Raw genomic sequence first — 14,603 nt, forward strand, 5'->3', positions numbered from 1 at the left:
TAAACCGCAACTGTGTTAGCTTCAATTGCGCAACTCTGGCAAGGAAATGGCATGCGAACGTTCTTAATGATCACTTTGCTGATCAGCCCTTTGTGTATGGCCGCTCAGATCTATAAATGGGTCGACGCCCAAGGCGTTACCCACTTCGACGCGCAACCGCCTCAAGGCCAGGAGGCCACCACCGTGGTGACGCCCTCCCCGCCTGCCGGCAAACCCGCCGCACCAACGCGCAGCACGGCGATTGGCGATCAACAGGCCATCGACAACACAGTGAAAAAGCAGGTTGCCGAGCAGCAAGCCCAGCTAAAGGTATTCTGCGAGCAGGCGCGAACGAACCTGGCCCAGCTGCAGAACAATCCGCGATTGCGTGAGGACGTGGACGGTGAGAGGCGCCGCCTGACCGATGAACAACGTCAGGAGCGCACTACCGAAGCACAGAAACAGATTGCGGATAACTGCCAGTAGGCACTGGCAGTATCCGATTCAGCGAGAGGCGGTGATCAGCAGATCGAACTCTTTGAGCAAGACCTGCAACTGCCGGTCCCTGCCTTGGACATTGCGGGCGGCGAAGACCATTTCGGCCATCTCCTGAATTCCTGACGCGTTGGGCAGCGGCAGATCCTGTTCGAGGATGACCTTCATCTTCGGCAGGAAGATCCATTGCAGCCACTGCTCGAAATCGAGCGTATCGACCGAAAACGGTTCAACGCTGGATAACGCTTCAGCGGATGGTGAAACGTCATCCCACCAACCCTGAACCCGTAGCTCACGTTCGATCAACAGCAGTTGCTCGGCAATCTTGGGGAAGCGTGCGTCCATCACGACACAACCTTGGCCTTCTGACGGGCCAGTGCCGCACCTGCGGAATCACCCTGTTTCTCACGCGCTTGGGCGATCAGTTCCCACAGGCTGGCCTGAAGCGCCGGACGACCATTGGCGAACGTCAGGCCACGGCGGGCGAACTGTTCAGCCTGTGGCGCATCGCCTTGGGCCATGCGCACCTGAGCCAGACGATAAAGCACTTGCGGCTCACGCGGTGCAACTCGCTGGGCGCGCTCGAGGCTGGAGGACGCACCGTTGAGATCGCCGCCGGCCTGTTGCTGCTGAGCAGTGGTCAACAGCGCCAGCACCGGACCGTCCAGTTGCTCATCGGCAGACAATCCACCGGAGCTCGCCGAAGGAATCCCGCTCGGCGTCGACGGCATGCTGTAGCTGCCCTGATTGATCGGTGCCGACTGTACCGGCGAGGTGTCAATCGGCCCTGGGGTAATCGGGCCAGGCGTAATCGGACCGGTGCTGATCGGGGCCGACGCCACTGCGCCGCCACCTGGCACCATCACGACGACACCCGTGTCACCTTGCGGAATCGCTTGAGTCTGGGCTTGCACAGGACGTTTAGTCGTCGTCTTGCGGAAACCGCCATTTGCCGACACTCGCTCACTGTTGGAGACAGCACTGCCAGAGTCCACAACCGGAATCGAACCGCGTTGTACGGAGGAACAACCGCTGAGCAAAGCCACGGCGGTAACCGCTGGAATCAACCACTTGTTCACTTGAAACCCTCTTTGCTTAATTCATCCAGCCCTTGACCCAATCCATCACAGTTTCGCCGGATGCGGGACTGTCGCCACCGCAAGCCGCGCCGGGAGGCGGTTCGCTGCCGCGAATATACGGCATCTGCACGGCACCTGGGCAGCTGCCTTCGGAACCTTGCCCGGTCCGCGAATCGACCCAGGCCTGAACAACATTGTCAGGTTGCGGCATGTCCAGCGGCAATGGATCGGCCTTGCGCATGAAACTGGTCCAGACCTGCAATGCACCGGTGGCACCGGTGAACGGGGTCTTGCCGTTGTCATCGCGTCCCAGCCACACCACCGCCAGCAAGTCCTGGCTGAAACCGGCGAACCAGCTGTCTCGCGAGTCGTTACTGGTACCGGTTTTACCCGCCAGGGTCAGGGTTTTCGGCAGCACGTTGTAAACCGAACTGCCGGTACCTTCACGCATGACTCGCTGCATGGCGCTCTGAATCAGGTAAATGGAGGCCGGATCGAAACGCTGCTCAATCTGGAACGGATAACGCTTGAGCGGCTCGCCTTCGGCGGTCAATACGCTACGAATCCCGCGCATCGGCGTATTGAAGCCGCCGTTGGCCAGCGTCTGGTACATGGTCGCCACTTCGATCGGAGTCAGACCACCGGCTCCCAGCAACATCGAAGGGAACGCCGGGAACTCGCGACTGACACCCAGGCGCGCCAATGTCTTCAGGACATTCGGCACGCCAACCGCCAACCCGAGGCGCGCCGTTGACAGGTTGTAGGAATGGGCCAGGCCTTGGTACAGGAAAACCGTACCGTGGGAACGGCGATCGTAATTCTGGGGTTTCCAGACCTGACCGTCCGCGCCTTTGACCGAGAAGGATTCGTCCGACAGCCAACTGGTCAGCGTGTACTGGCTCGGCTTCTCAAGGGCTGTCAGATAAACCGCAGGCTTGATCAACGAACCGATTGGTCGCACTGCATCCAGCGCCCGGTTGAAGCCGGCGAAACTTGCCTGACGGCTGCCGATCATGGCCTGGACTTCACCGGTTTCCGGGTTGGTCACGACCATCGCCGCCTCAACCTCATCGGAACCCTTGCGTCCGGACAAGCGTTTAAAGGTGTCGTTGACCGACGCTTCGGCTTTCATCTGCAGGATCGGGTCGAAACTGGTGAAGATCCGCAGGCCTTCTTCGGTCAAGTCTTCGTCGCGATAGTCTTCGCGCAGCTGACGTTTAACCAGGTCGAGGAAGCCCGGGAATGAACTGTCCGCCAGCTTGCCGCGCGTCGTCACGCCCAGAGGCATATTCTTCGCCGCTGCGACCTGCTCGGCGGTGGCGACGCCTTGTTGCTCAAGCACATCGAGCACCAGATTGCGCCGCTCCAGCGCCCGTTCCGGGTTGCGACGCGGATTGTAATAGGACGGCCCCTTGACCATCCCCACCAGCATGGCGACTTGATGCAGTTTCAGCTCGGACAATGGCTGCCCGAAGAAGAACTGGCTGGCCAGGCCGAAACCGTGCACCGCGCGCTGCCCATCCTGACCGACGAACACTTCATTGAGGTACGCCTCAAGAATTTCCCGTTTGTCGTAATGCAGCTCAAGCAGCATCGCCATCATGGCTTCGGTGAGTTTGCGGGTCAGGCTGCGTTCGCTGGTCAGGTAGAAATTCTTCACCAACTGCTGGGTCAGCGTACTGCCGCCCTGGGTCATCTTGCCGCCGGACGTGTTGACCCACACAGCTCGGGCAATCGACTTGGGCGACACGCCCCAGTGGCTATAGAAATCCCGGTCTTCCACGGCGACCAGGGTTTCCAGCAGGTACGGCGGGACCTGATCGATTTTGATCAGAATGCGGTCTTCAAGATTTTTCGGGTAAATGCCACCGATCAGCAGAGGCTCCAGACGCACGACTGAAAGCTTCGAACCGTTGGTCGCCGAAAGGTCAGCCACGTAATCGCCGGAGAAACGCACGCGCACCGGCTGAGCTTTTTCCAGGCCTTCATAGAACTGGAAGCCACGGGTATTCAAGTCGACGGTGTTGCCGTTGACCGCCGCTGCGCCGGGGCCGTTGCTCACGGCTTCGCGGCGATAGCCCAAGGCGTCGAGCTCGGTGAGGAAGTCTTCCTTGCTCAGCTTCTGGCCGGTGAACAGCTCCAGCGGGCGCGCATACACCTTGGCCGGGATGGTCCAGCGCTTGCCGGAGAACTTCTCCTGGACCACGGCGTCGAGGTAAACCGCGAACCCGGCGAGCACCACGAGGCCGACCAGACTGAGTTTAAGGGCCCAGCCCAGCCAGGGGCTCAAGCCCCGGGAAGGTGGTTTTTTGGGGGTACGGGGGGATCGAGTACGAGTCATGGCGGCGGATTATACGCACTTTATTCATACTCAACAGGAGCCCTCCGAGGTTTGCGTCAGACGGACTTGCAGCCATAATGGCGGCCGTGAATTTTCCCCAGACTCTGAAGGATCGCCTGTGAGCCAGTCCCTGATCGCCGCCCTGCAAAACCCGGCCCTCTACCCGCATCCTGTCGACGGGTTCCAGGTCATCGAGACCCACATCTCCTGGGTCATCCTCACCGGTCCCTTTGCTTATAAAGTGAAGAAGCCCGTGAATTTCGGCTTCCTCGACTTCACCAGCCTCGACGCTCGCGAGCATTTCTGCGGCGAAGAGCTGCGCCTCAACCAGCGCCTGACCCACGATTTGTACCTGGAAGTGTTGCCGATCACCGGCAGCGAAGCTGCGCCACAACTGGGCGGCGAAGGTCCGGTTGTCGATTTCGCACTGAAAATGCGTCAATTCCCACAAAGCCAGTTGCTCAGCACCCTGCAAGCCAATGGTGAGTTGACCACCGCGCACATCGACGAGATGGCCGCACAGATCGCCCAATTCCACCTCACTGCACCGAAAGTGCCTGGCGAACACGAAGCCGGCACCCCGGACAGCGTGATGGCACCGGTACGCCAGAACTTCGAACAGATCCGCCCGTTCCTCAGCGACAAGGCCGATCTGCTGCAACTTGATGCGTTGCAAGCCTGGGCCGAAAGCAGCTTCGAACGCCTGAAGCCGCTGTTCGCCCAGCGCAAGGCTGAAGGCTTCATCCGCGAATGCCACGGCGACATCCACCTGGGCAACGCCACCGTGATCGATGGCAAGGTCGTGATCTTCGACTGCATCGAGTTCAACGAACCGTTCCGCTTCACCGACGTTTATGCCGACACCGGTTTCCTGGCCATGGATCTGGAAGATCGCGGCCTGAAAAGCCTGGCGCGTCGTTTCATCAGCCAGTACCTGGAACTGACCGGTGACTATCAGGGCCTTGAGCTGCTGAACTTCTACAAAGCGTACCGCGCACTGGTTCGCGCCAAGGTCAGCCTGTTCAGCATGCCGGCCGAAGCCGACCCGGTGCAACGCGCCACCACCCTGCGTCAGTACCGCAACTACGCCAACCTGGCAGAAAGCTACAGCACCATTCCTTCGCGGTTCATGGCGATTACCCACGGCGTTTCCGCTGTCGGCAAAAGCCACGTCGCCATGCGTCTGGTGGAAGCGCTGGGCGCCATTCGCCTGCGTTCGGATGTTGAACGCAAGCGTTTGTTCGGCGAGCAAACCGTACCGAATGACCCGCAGGCCGGTATTTATAGTGCCGACGCGAGCGCCGCCACTTACAGCCGCCTGCATGAGATTGCCGCGGTGATCCTGCGCGCCGGTTTCCCGGTGGTCATCGATGCGACATACCTCAAGCGCGCTCAGCGCGACGGCGCGGCGAAAATCGCCGAAGCCACCGGGGCACCGTTCCTGATCCTCGATTGCAATGCACCACAGGCAGTCATCGAGAGCTGGCTGGCCTTGCGTCAGGCAGACAAGAAGGATCCGTCCGACGCCAACCTCGCTGTTATCGCCGCCCAGCAGGCGAGCCGTGAGCCCCTGACGCCAGCAGAAATTCTGTGCAGCAAACGCGTCCAGACCAATGAAAGCGGGACGCTCGACACCGTTGTTGCCCAGATTCGCCAGCGCATGCCGGGTCTGTAAAAACTATTTCAGCCGTGAAGCCATCGCCGGCTTCACGGCTGCCAAATAGTGGCACTATACTGGCGTCATAAAACCATCAGGTGATGCGACATGAGCCAGCCGAAACTTCTCGACACCCCGCTTTATGCCTTGCTGCACAAAGACGACATCGCAGGCTTTAATGCCGAGCGCGCCAGTCATGCCTCTGTCGACATGGTCGGCGGCGATTTTCGTGGTCTGGACCTGCGTGAGCTGAACGCCGATGGCGTCGATTTCACCGATGCCTATTTCCGCTCCGCTGATTTGCGTGGTATCGACTTCCGCAACTCCTGCCTGGAAGGCGCGAGCCTGGCTCACGCACAGATCTCCGGCGCCTACTTTCCGCCAGAACTGAGTGCTGACGAGATCCTGATGTCGATGAATTTCGGTACTCGCTTGCGTTATCGCACCCGCTAAAAACGACGTTCTACCTGACAAGTCCAGCGCCCCCGCATCGCGCTGGGCGCTGGATTTTTTGTCGGGAAAGTTGATTCCTCCGCGCTTCCTCCGACTGCTCCCGCAGACCTTCACGCAGCTATCTGAGTCTTCCTCTTAGAAGCTTTTGCGTCGAAACCGACCAAACAATCACGCTTTTCCTACTGATGGCTACACTCCTGAGAGGCTCGCCCACGCACCGTTCGGCCGTCGCAAGGAGGCTTGATGAATGATGAACTGCAACACCTGAAGAATCTTGGCAAGACGTCGGCACAGTGGCTGCATGCCGTGGGCATCCACAGCGCGTCGGACTTGCGCCGCCTGGGAGCGGTGGATGCTTATCGGGCCGTGCGTACGCGCGGGTTCCGGGCGTCCAAGGTGTTGTTGTATGCGATCGAAGGCGCGCTGATGGACGTGCACTGGAACGACATTCCAGCTGATCGCAAAGAAGCCTTGAACAAACAACTGGAAGCCATCTCGTCCCGTCACAAGAACTGAACAGGCAGATTCGCCTCAGGATTACCGACTCAGGCGCAATGATTACGGGCTTTCGCGCAAGGAAAAAGGGGATTGCAAAGAAATCAAAAAAACAGCGGTTGACTTGGTAATGAGAATCGCTATGATTATCACAACTGGTCGCGAGACTGGTCGATATTTGAAAAGCCCTTGGTTCGGACTCTCAGATATCTCCTCATCAGGCTAATCACGGTTATTTGACCCGGCTCTTGCCGGGTCTTTTTTTGCCTGTGGAAAAGTCGTCTGTTTACTTGCCGAACTGCTTACGCATTTGGGCGCAGTAATCCTGAGCCGGCTTGGCAGGCGTGTACCAGACGTAATCAGCCATGGCCGACGTGACCTCACCCCCCTCCTCCGCCAGCATCAACACCGTCGGTGCTTCAGGCTCGCCAAGATCAAGGACGTGGATCGGCACGCCAACATCCTTGCGCGCGTGGTAAGCGCCGGCAAACAGCAGCGAAGGCGTCGGTGCCGACAACAAGCGCTCGGCCATCCGACGATCACGTTGTTGCTGGACCGCCAGCATCGCGGGCATCTGCGAGGTGGGCAGCAAGCCGCAATGGGAGTCGTTGATCTGCGCCAGCAACTCATCCTTGACCGACGGAGCATTGGAAAGCCGACCGTTTAATGTCGGTGGCTTGGCATAAACGGTACGGACTTCAAGAGTGTCCAGATTGGCCGCCAACAGCGGGTAGGGTTGAGTCAGCACAAAGCGCACGATCGGCCCGTACAGATTCCAGTCCCACCCCGACTGCCAGTTCAACGCGCCGGGAAGATCTGCGGGTAGCGTCGAGGCACGGCGAATGTCATCGACGCGCGATTGTTGATCCGGCGTGAGCATTTCCAGCAGCAAACTGCCTTGGGGTCGACGTTCGGCCAGCGCCTGTAGCAACCAAAATTGCAGTTGATGGTGATCAGAATTGTCGTGCTGCTCACCGACGATCAGCCGCGACGGCACGGCCAACCGTTCGACCAATTCCGCGGGTGTCAGGATCTGGCCACTGCGCAGGTCCTGAATATCACCGACGACCGGAGGCGGTGCCGAAACGTGCTGGCAGGCACTCAACAACACGACCGCCAGTAGCAAAATTCCTCGCATGCTCACCTCGATGTCTTTCTCAGCGGGCGATGATCAGCGGATGACCACGCTCCGGATGCCGCTGCACCAGCACTTCCAGCCCGAATACCGCTTTGAGTGGTTCCGGGCGCAAGACGTGCTCAGGGGTGTCCAGCGCCACCGGCCGCCCACCTTCGAGCAGTAGAAGGCGATCACAATAGCGCGCCGCGAGATTCAGATCATGCAGGATCACCAGCACCGCAGCGCCATGATCGGCGAACTCGCGCACTGCTTGCAGGGTGGTGTGCTGGTGCAGCGGGTCGAGCATCGAAGTCGGTTCATCGAGCAACAGCGTCTGCCCCACCTCCCCCGGCCAGAGCTGCGCCAGTACCCGCGCCAGGTGTACCCGCTGCCGCTCGCCGCCGGACAGCGCCAGATAGCTGCGGCCACTCAGGTGTCCCGCATCGGCAGCGTGCAAGGCGGCGGCGACGATCTCGTCATCCCGGACCCGCCCGCTTTGATAAGGCAAACGCCCCATGCCGACCACTTCCTCCACACGGAAGGCGAAGTCCAGGGTCGACACCTGCGGCAAGACCGCCAGTCGCTGGGCTCGCTGCGCGCCGGTCCAATGGCTCAATTCGCGCTCATCGAGCCAGACGCTGCCGTGGTCAGCCTTCAACTCGCCGCACAAGGCGCCGAGCAAGGTGCTTTTGCCCGCGCCGTTGGGGCCCAACACACCGAGCACTTCGCCCGGCCTGAGCTCAAGCGTGATGTCCGTCAGTACGATTTTTGCGCCTCGACGGATTTGCAGGCTCTGGGTTCGCAACATCAGGCACGCCCTCTGAGCAGTAAATACAGAAAGAACGGCGCACCGATGAAGGCCGTGACAATTCCGATCGGCAACTCTGCTGGCGCCAGGGCCAGCCTTGCGACCAGGTCGGCAAACAGCAGGAGACTCGCACCGGCCAGCACTGAGGCCGGCAACAACACCCGATGATCAGGACCGGCCAGCAGGCGCACCAGATGCGGCACCACCAGACCGACAAACCCGATCATCCCCGCCGCCGCCACGGCCGCGCCAACTCCCAGCGCGGTGCAAAACACCAATTCGCGCTTGAGCCCTTCGACGTCAATGCCCAGGTGACCGGCCTCCGACTCGCCCAGCAGCAACGCATTCAAGGCCTTGGCCCGGCGCGGCAACCAGAGCGCCACACCGGCGCTCACCAGCAATAAAGGCCAGAGCCGTGAATAGCTGGCGCCGTTCAGGCTGCCGAGGTTCCAGAACGTGAGGGTGCGCAAGGTCGCGTCGTCGGCCAGATAGGTGAACAAACCGACCGCCGACCCCGCCAGCGCCGTTAACGCAATACCGGCCAGGAGCATGGTCGCGACGTTCGTCTGCCCGTTGCGCCGCCCCAGCCGATACACCAACGCCGTCACACCCAACCCGCCGAGAAATGCGCACACTGACAACAGATAAGGCCCGAACGATTCAGGCAGACCACCAAACACCGAACCACCGACAATCGCGATAGCGGCGCCCAGCGCAGCACCGCTGGACACCCCGACCAACCCCGGATCAGCCAGCGGGTTACGAAACAATCCCTGCATTGCCACGCCGGACAACGCCAGTACGCCGCCCACTGCCAGGCCCAACAAGGTTCGAGGCAAGCGTATTTGCCCGAGGATCAGCTCGGCCTGCTCCAGCCCATCAGGGGCAATGGGCAGGCCGATCATGCGCAACGCCGCACGTAGGGTATCGAATAAAGGCAGGCTGACCGGCCCCAGCGCCAAGGACAGCCAGATCGCCACTAAACACAGCAGGCTCAGGCCAATGAACAACGCACGGGGTTTAACCAGAACGGTCATTGGGCCGTATTGCCTGGGAAGAAACCATCAGACAGCGTTTTCAACGCATCGGGCAACCGAGGCCCCAATCCACCTACCAACAAGGTCGGATCGAGCTCCATGACGCGTCCGTCCCTGGCCGCACGGGTCGAGGACAGAATCGGGTTTTCCTTGAACAACGCCGCGCGCGCGGCATCGCCGGTCATCGCTCGGTCAGCAAACACCAGCACGTCGGGGTCAAGACTGACCAGCGACTCAACGGAAAAGGGTTTGTAGCCAGTGTGCGTGGCCAGATTGTGCCCGCCGGCCTTTTGGATGAGCCAATCGGCGGCGGTGTCTTTGCCGGCGATCAGCGGCTTGCCGCCCGCATGGCCCAGCAGCAACAGCACGCCCGGCGATTTTTCCTTCGACTGCGCGCGAGTGACCCGGACCTTCTGCTGTTCGAGTTGCTGCTGGTAGGTCTGGAGCAATTGCGCAGCCCGGTCTTCAGCACCGAGCAACTTGCCCAGATGCGCAAGATTGCCCTGCAACGTCGGCAGATCGGGCTGGGCCGAGAACAGTTCGACCTGCACGCCCGCGCTACGAACCTGCGACAGCACCGGCGGCGGCCCCATTTCTTCGGTGCCGACCAGGATCTGCGGGCGTAAGCTCAAGATGCCCTCCGCCGACAGTTGCCGCTGATAACCGATGCTCGGCAGCGCCTTCAACGAGGCCGGATGCTGACTGGTGGTATCGACGCCGACCAGTTTTGACTCACCGCCCAGCGCGCTCACCCACTCCGACAAGGCGCTACCGGCACTGACCCAACGCTGTGGCAACTCGGCCGCTGCGGCGTGGTGGCTGACGAGGAGTCCGACACACAGCGCAACAACGCGGGTACTCAGGCGCATAAACAGCTTCCTTTTAAGTTTTCCCAGGCATCGAGATGACAGGCCAAGTATCCTCGGCATCCGGCACCTGCACCCGACGGGGCGAAGCGGCCATTTGATAATTGTTTGCATTTGAACGTCAAGCTCGGACATATCCGGTCACGAGCCGCCGAAACAGAGGATAGACATGAAGTTGATTTGTACAGGTGCCGAACTGGCTGACAACAGTAGTCGCGGATTCGACATCGACAGTCAGAAACTTTTTGCTGTGCGCCGGGGCGGCCAAGTGTACGTCTACATCAATCGCTGCCCGCACCGGGGTGTCGGGCTGGAATGGAAACCCGATCAGTTTCTCGACCCCAGCAACAGCCTGATCCAGTGTGCGACCCACGGCGCACTGTTCCTGATCGAAGACGGCGAATGCGTCGCCGGCCCGTGCGCCGGGCAATCCCTCACCCCCGTTGCCTGCCGCGAAGACGAACAAGGTATCTGGATCAACCTTTAACTGTTCAGCAGCACCTCCAGGCGTCGATCGACCACCATCTCTTCATGGGTCAATCGCACGCCATAGGCCATTACCTCGACGCCGCATGCCACCGCCTCTCGCAATGCCACTGCGTAGGCCGAATCGATCTCTTCTGCCGGACGCACCGCTTCAATGCCGGTCAGGTTGACGCAATACAACTGCACCGCGCGAATCCCGTCCCGAGCCAAGTGAGCCAGTTCCCGCAAATGCTTGGCGCCCCGTTGCGTCACTGCATCGGGAAATGCCGCCACCGATGAACCGTCGAAGCCCAGGGTCACGCTTTTGACCTCTACATACGCCGGCCCGCCCGGGTAATCGAGACGGAAATCGATGCGGCTGCTTTCCTGCCCATAGGCCACTTCGCGTTTCAATTCGGTAAAGCCGTTCAGCTCGGTAATCACGCCCGCCCGCAACGCCTCTTCGATCAACCCGTTGGCGCGCCCGGTGTTCACGCAAAACAACCGGCCCTGCGGGGTTTCACCGACTTCCCAAGTGCCGGGCAATTTGCGCTTCGGGTCGTCGGAGCGGCTGAACCAGACCTGCCCACCTTCCACCTGGCAATTGAGCATCGAGCCGGTGTTCGGGCAGTGAATTGTCAGCAATTCGCCGCCAACGGTTTCGATATCGGCGAGAAAACGCTTGTAACGACGGATCAGGCGACCTTCTTCGAGGGGAGGATGAAAACGCATCAGCCTTGCCAGCTCCGCAATCCACGTGCGATCCGCTCGACCGCTTCTTCCAGGCGCGGCAGGCTTTGGGTGTAGGCAAAACGCACATGATGCCCGGCCTGATAACGTCCAAAGTCCAGGCCCGGGGTAATGGCGACATGCTCGGTTTCGAGGAAATGTCGGCAGAATGCGAAGGCATCGCCGCCGAACTTGCTGATATCGGCGTACAAGTAAAACGCGCCTTCCGGCTCGACGGCGATCCCGAAGCCCAGTTCTCTCAGAGCCGGCAACAGGAAATCCCGTCGACGACCGAATTCGGCCCGACGCTCTTCCAGAATGCTGATCGTGGCCGGCTCGAAGCAGGCCAGTGCGGCGTGCTGGGCCATGCTGGGGGCGCTGATGTAGAGATTTTGCGCAAGTTTTTCTAGCTCGCCGACTGCCGCTTCAGGGGCGACCAGCCATCCCAGCCGCCATCCGGTCATGCCGAAATACTTGGAAAAACTATTAAGGACGAAGGCGCTGTCATCGACTTCCAGCACACTGGCGGCATCGGTGCCATACGTCAGGCCATGGTAGATCTCGTCCACCACCAGATGACCGTGTCGCTCCTTGATCGCAACCGACAAGCCCGCCAGTTCGTCACGGGTCAGGATAGTCCCGGTCGGGTTGGCGGGTGAGGCCACCAAGGCGCCGACGCTGTCTTGATCCCAATGGCGCGCCACCAGGTCCGGCGTCAGCTGATAGCGAACGTCCGGGCCGACCGGCACCAGTTGCGCGGCGCCTTCGACCAACCGCAGGAAATGCCGGTTGCAGGGATAACCCGGGTCCGCCAGCAGCCAATGTTTGCCCGGATCGACGAGCAAGGCGCTGGCCAGTAACAAGGCGCCGGAACCGCCAGGCGTGATGAGGATTCGCTGCGGATCGATGTTTAACCCGTAACGCTGCTGATAAAAGCCCGAAATGGCCTCACGCAACTCGGGGATACCGCGCGCAGCGGTGTAACGGGTCTTCCCCGCCGTCAGTGCTGCCTGGCCGGCCTGGATGATCGGCTCGGCGGTGGTGAAGTCCGGCTCGCCGATTTCCAGGTGGATCACATCGTGACCCTCGGCTTGCAGTTCATTGGCCCGCGCCAGCAGCGCCATGACATGGAAAGGTTCGATCGCGCGACTGCGGGCACTGTAGGACTGAGCCATTAGCCTTCCTTACAACGGAGAAAAAAATCGATTCTACCCAAGCGTTGGAACGAGCGAGAACCTAAAGCGGTCAGACGCGTTATAACTTGGCCGTAAACGACTCAAGCGTGTACCTCAGGTTTGACTAAAATCAATAATTGATCAGGTCTCCATCGCCGCCAGACAAGGCTTTGCGATCATTTGCAAGCCCTTTGGGCCACTACCTCGACATCCGGGAGTAGCGCGGCCCGATTTGATCTGGTAAGTTCGCCCGCTTGCAGCCGCAGGGCCGGCAGGTGTCGGTGATGGAGCAATCCTGCGCAATGGATTACAAGAGTAGAGGCGGTCCATTTCATGCCCACCCAAGCAAAGCAGCAAAACCAGTCGATCAGCGGCTTCGAACCCTACAAAGAAGTAAAGGGCGAGGAGTACATGGGCAAGCCCATGCGCGCTCACTTCACCAAGATCCTGAATAAGTGGAAACAGGACTTGATGCAGGAAGTCGACCGCACGGTTGATCACATGAAAGACGAAGCGGCCAACTTCCCTGACCCGGCCGACCGTGCCAGCCAGGAAGAAGAGTTCAGCCTTGAACTGCGTGCCCGCGACCGCGAGCGCAAGTTGATCAAGAAGATCGACAAGACGCTGCAGCTGATCGAAGACGAAGAATATGGCTGGTGCGAGTCCTGCGGCGTCGAGATCGGCGTCAAGCGACTGGAAGCCCGCCCTACCGCCGACATGTGCGTTGACTGCAAGACCCTGGCGGAAATCAAGGAAAAGCAAGTCGGCAAGTAATGTCGCCTTGAACGAAGAACGGAGCGTGCGAACGCTCCGTTTTTGTTTCTGATATTTATTGCGTCTTCGGCATTGCCTTCGCGAGCAAGCTTCGCGCCTACAAAGGCTGGCACGATCTTCTGTAGGAGCGAAGCTTGCTCGCGAAGGCGGCTTCAAGCCATGCTCGAAACGATTGGACAGCCTGACACCGCCTTATGACCGCCATCGCCTCCCCCACCTACATCGGCCGTTTCGCCCCCACGCCCAGCGGCCACCTGCATTTCGGTTCGCTGGTCGCGGCGCTGGCCTCGTACCTCGACGCGCGTGCGGTGGGCGGTCGCTGGTTGATGCGCATGGAAGACCTCGATCCGCCACGGGAAGAACCCGGCGCCCAGGCAGCCATCTTGAAAGCCCTGGAAAGCTACGGTTTCGAGTGGGACGGGGAAGTGGTCCGCCAGAGCGATCGGCATGACGCCTACGCCTTAGTCCTCAATCGCCTGTTCAATCAAGGCCTCGCTTACGCCTGCACCTGCTCGCGCAAGCAATTGGAGCCCTATCACGGCATTTACCCGGGCTTGTGCCGCAACGCCGGCCATGGCACCGAAGATGCCGCGATTCGATTGCGCGTCCCCGAACTGGAATACCACTTCATCGACAGGGTGCAAGGCGAATATCGCCAGCACCTGGGCCGGGACGTCGGCGATTTCGTGATCCGGCGCCGCGACGGGCTCTACGCCTATCAACTGGCGGTAGTGCTGGACGACGCCTGGCAAGGCATCACCGATATCGTCCGTGGCGCTGACCTGCTCGACTCCACGCCGCGCCAGCTTTACCTGCAAGAACTGCTCGGCCTGCCACAACCGCGTTATCTGCACATCCCGCTGATTACCCAGCCCGATGGCAATAAACTCGGCAAGTCCTACCGCTCGCCGCCATTGACCGAAGATCAGGCAACCCCTCTGTTGCTGCGTGCGTTGCGCGCATTGGGGCAAAACCCCGGTGCTGAACTGGCTTACGCCACCCCCCGGGAAGTGCTGGATTGGGGCATCGCCCACTGGGATGCGCTATTAATCCCGCGCACACTGACCCTGCCCGAAGCGCAACTGCAGTGATCACACTTGCAGTGGCGCGCCCATCCGTTACCATCGCCGCAC

Annotated in this window: 16 protein-coding genes; 7 read left to right on the top strand and 9 right to left on the bottom strand. The window is 60.4% G+C overall.

The window, feature by feature from the left end:
- Positions 1-51: 51 nt before the first annotated feature.
- Positions 52-465 (top strand): DUF4124 domain-containing protein, encoded by a 414-nt coding sequence (locus tag JIO00_RS24870; RefSeq protein WP_083375742.1) that lies wholly within the window; start codon positions 52-54, stop codon positions 463-465.
- A gap of 18 nt (positions 466-483) precedes the next feature.
- On the opposite strand, the gene JIO00_RS24875 is transcribed toward JIO00_RS24870, so the two are convergent.
- The 3 genes from JIO00_RS24875 to mrcB are packed head-to-tail and all read right to left on the bottom strand — an operon-like array spanning position 484 to position 3,894.
- On the bottom strand, positions 484-819 hold the full coding sequence (locus JIO00_RS24875) for a YqcC family protein (protein WP_010467628.1): 336 nt from the start codon (positions 817-819) through the stop codon (positions 484-486).
- On the bottom strand, positions 819-1,553 hold the full coding sequence (locus JIO00_RS24880; RefSeq protein ID WP_010467627.1) for a hypothetical protein: 735 nt from the start codon (positions 1,551-1,553) through the stop codon (positions 819-821). The genes JIO00_RS24875 and JIO00_RS24880 overlap by 1 nt, the downstream gene beginning before the upstream one ends.
- 16 nt (positions 1,554-1,569) lie before the next feature.
- Complete coding sequence (mrcB, locus tag JIO00_RS24885) at positions 1,570-3,894, bottom strand: penicillin-binding protein 1B (protein ID WP_010467626.1); 2,325 nt, start codon at positions 3,892-3,894, stop codon at positions 1,570-1,572.
- 118 nt (positions 3,895-4,012) lie between these two features.
- On the opposite strand from mrcB, the gene JIO00_RS24890 reads away from it, so the two are divergent.
- From JIO00_RS24890 to JIO00_RS24900, 3 genes are all read left to right on the top strand, one after another.
- Positions 4,013-5,569, top strand: coding sequence for a bifunctional aminoglycoside phosphotransferase/ATP-binding protein (locus JIO00_RS24890; protein ID WP_077750438.1), 1,557 nt, complete (start codon positions 4,013-4,015; stop codon positions 5,567-5,569).
- A 90-nt stretch (positions 5,570-5,659) separates the two neighbouring features.
- Entirely contained in the window at positions 5,660-6,004 is a 345-nt protein-coding gene (locus tag JIO00_RS24895) for a pentapeptide repeat-containing protein (protein ID WP_010467624.1), read from the top strand.
- Between the two features lie 243 nt (positions 6,005-6,247).
- Positions 6,248-6,520, top strand: coding sequence for a TfoX/Sxy family protein (locus tag JIO00_RS24900; RefSeq protein ID WP_010467623.1), 273 nt, complete (start codon positions 6,248-6,250; stop codon positions 6,518-6,520).
- Positions 6,521-6,785: 265 nt separating this feature from the next.
- On the opposite strand, the gene JIO00_RS24905 is transcribed toward JIO00_RS24900, so the two are convergent.
- From JIO00_RS24905 to JIO00_RS24920, 4 genes are read right to left on the bottom strand one after another with little or no spacing between them, the layout of a single operon-like run.
- Positions 6,786-7,637: a ChaN family lipoprotein gene (locus JIO00_RS24905; protein ID WP_200667021.1), complete on the bottom strand. Its 852-nt coding sequence runs from the start codon at positions 7,635-7,637 to the stop codon at positions 6,786-6,788.
- 19 nt (positions 7,638-7,656) lie between these two features.
- Positions 7,657-8,424 carry a heme ABC transporter ATP-binding protein gene (locus tag JIO00_RS24910; RefSeq protein WP_010467621.1) on the bottom strand — a complete coding sequence of 256 codons (768 nt, stop codon included), beginning with the start codon at positions 8,422-8,424 and terminating at the stop codon, positions 7,657-7,659.
- Positions 8,424-9,461 carry a FecCD family ABC transporter permease gene (locus JIO00_RS24915; RefSeq protein ID WP_145308742.1) on the bottom strand — a complete coding sequence of 346 codons (1,038 nt, stop codon included), beginning with the start codon at positions 9,459-9,461 and terminating at the stop codon, positions 8,424-8,426. The genes JIO00_RS24910 and JIO00_RS24915 overlap by 1 nt, the downstream gene beginning before the upstream one ends.
- Entirely contained in the window at positions 9,458-10,330 is an 873-nt protein-coding gene (locus JIO00_RS24920) for a heme/hemin ABC transporter substrate-binding protein (RefSeq protein WP_200667022.1), read from the bottom strand. The genes JIO00_RS24915 and JIO00_RS24920 overlap by 4 nt, the downstream gene beginning before the upstream one ends.
- Positions 10,331-10,496: 166 nt before the next feature.
- Between JIO00_RS24920 and JIO00_RS24925 the strand changes: the two genes are divergently transcribed.
- A complete protein-coding gene (locus JIO00_RS24925) occupies positions 10,497-10,814 on the top strand; it encodes a Rieske (2Fe-2S) protein (RefSeq protein ID WP_102595139.1) in 318 nt (105 codons plus the stop codon).
- Here the strand turns inward: JIO00_RS24925 and sfsA are convergent.
- Both sfsA and JIO00_RS24935 read right to left on the bottom strand, forming a co-directional pair.
- Positions 10,811-11,524 carry a DNA/RNA nuclease SfsA gene (gene sfsA / locus JIO00_RS24930; protein ID WP_010467613.1) on the bottom strand — a complete coding sequence of 238 codons (714 nt, stop codon included), beginning with the start codon at positions 11,522-11,524 and terminating at the stop codon, positions 10,811-10,813. The two genes, JIO00_RS24925 and sfsA, sit on opposite strands and share 4 nt — an antisense overlap.
- Positions 11,524-12,696 carry a pyridoxal phosphate-dependent aminotransferase gene (locus JIO00_RS24935; RefSeq protein WP_010467611.1) on the bottom strand — a complete coding sequence of 391 codons (1,173 nt, stop codon included), beginning with the start codon at positions 12,694-12,696 and terminating at the stop codon, positions 11,524-11,526. The genes sfsA and JIO00_RS24935 overlap by 1 nt, the downstream gene beginning before the upstream one ends.
- 333 nt (positions 12,697-13,029) lie before the next feature.
- On the opposite strand from JIO00_RS24935, the gene dksA reads away from it, so the two are divergent.
- Positions 13,030-13,470, top strand: coding sequence for an RNA polymerase-binding protein DksA (gene dksA / locus JIO00_RS24940; RefSeq protein WP_007902025.1), 441 nt, complete (start codon positions 13,030-13,032; stop codon positions 13,468-13,470).
- Between the two features lie 194 nt (positions 13,471-13,664).
- The gene (gene gluQRS, locus JIO00_RS24945) at positions 13,665-14,561 is read left to right on the top strand and encodes a tRNA glutamyl-Q(34) synthetase GluQRS (RefSeq protein WP_077750276.1); all 897 of its coding nucleotides are present in this window, start codon (positions 13,665-13,667) and stop codon (positions 14,559-14,561) included.
- Positions 14,562-14,603: the final 42 nt, after the last annotated feature.

The organism is Pseudomonas sp. SW-3 (assembly GCF_016615645.1).
Classification (GTDB): Bacteria; Pseudomonadota; Gammaproteobacteria; order Pseudomonadales; family Pseudomonadaceae; genus Aquipseudomonas; species Aquipseudomonas mandelii.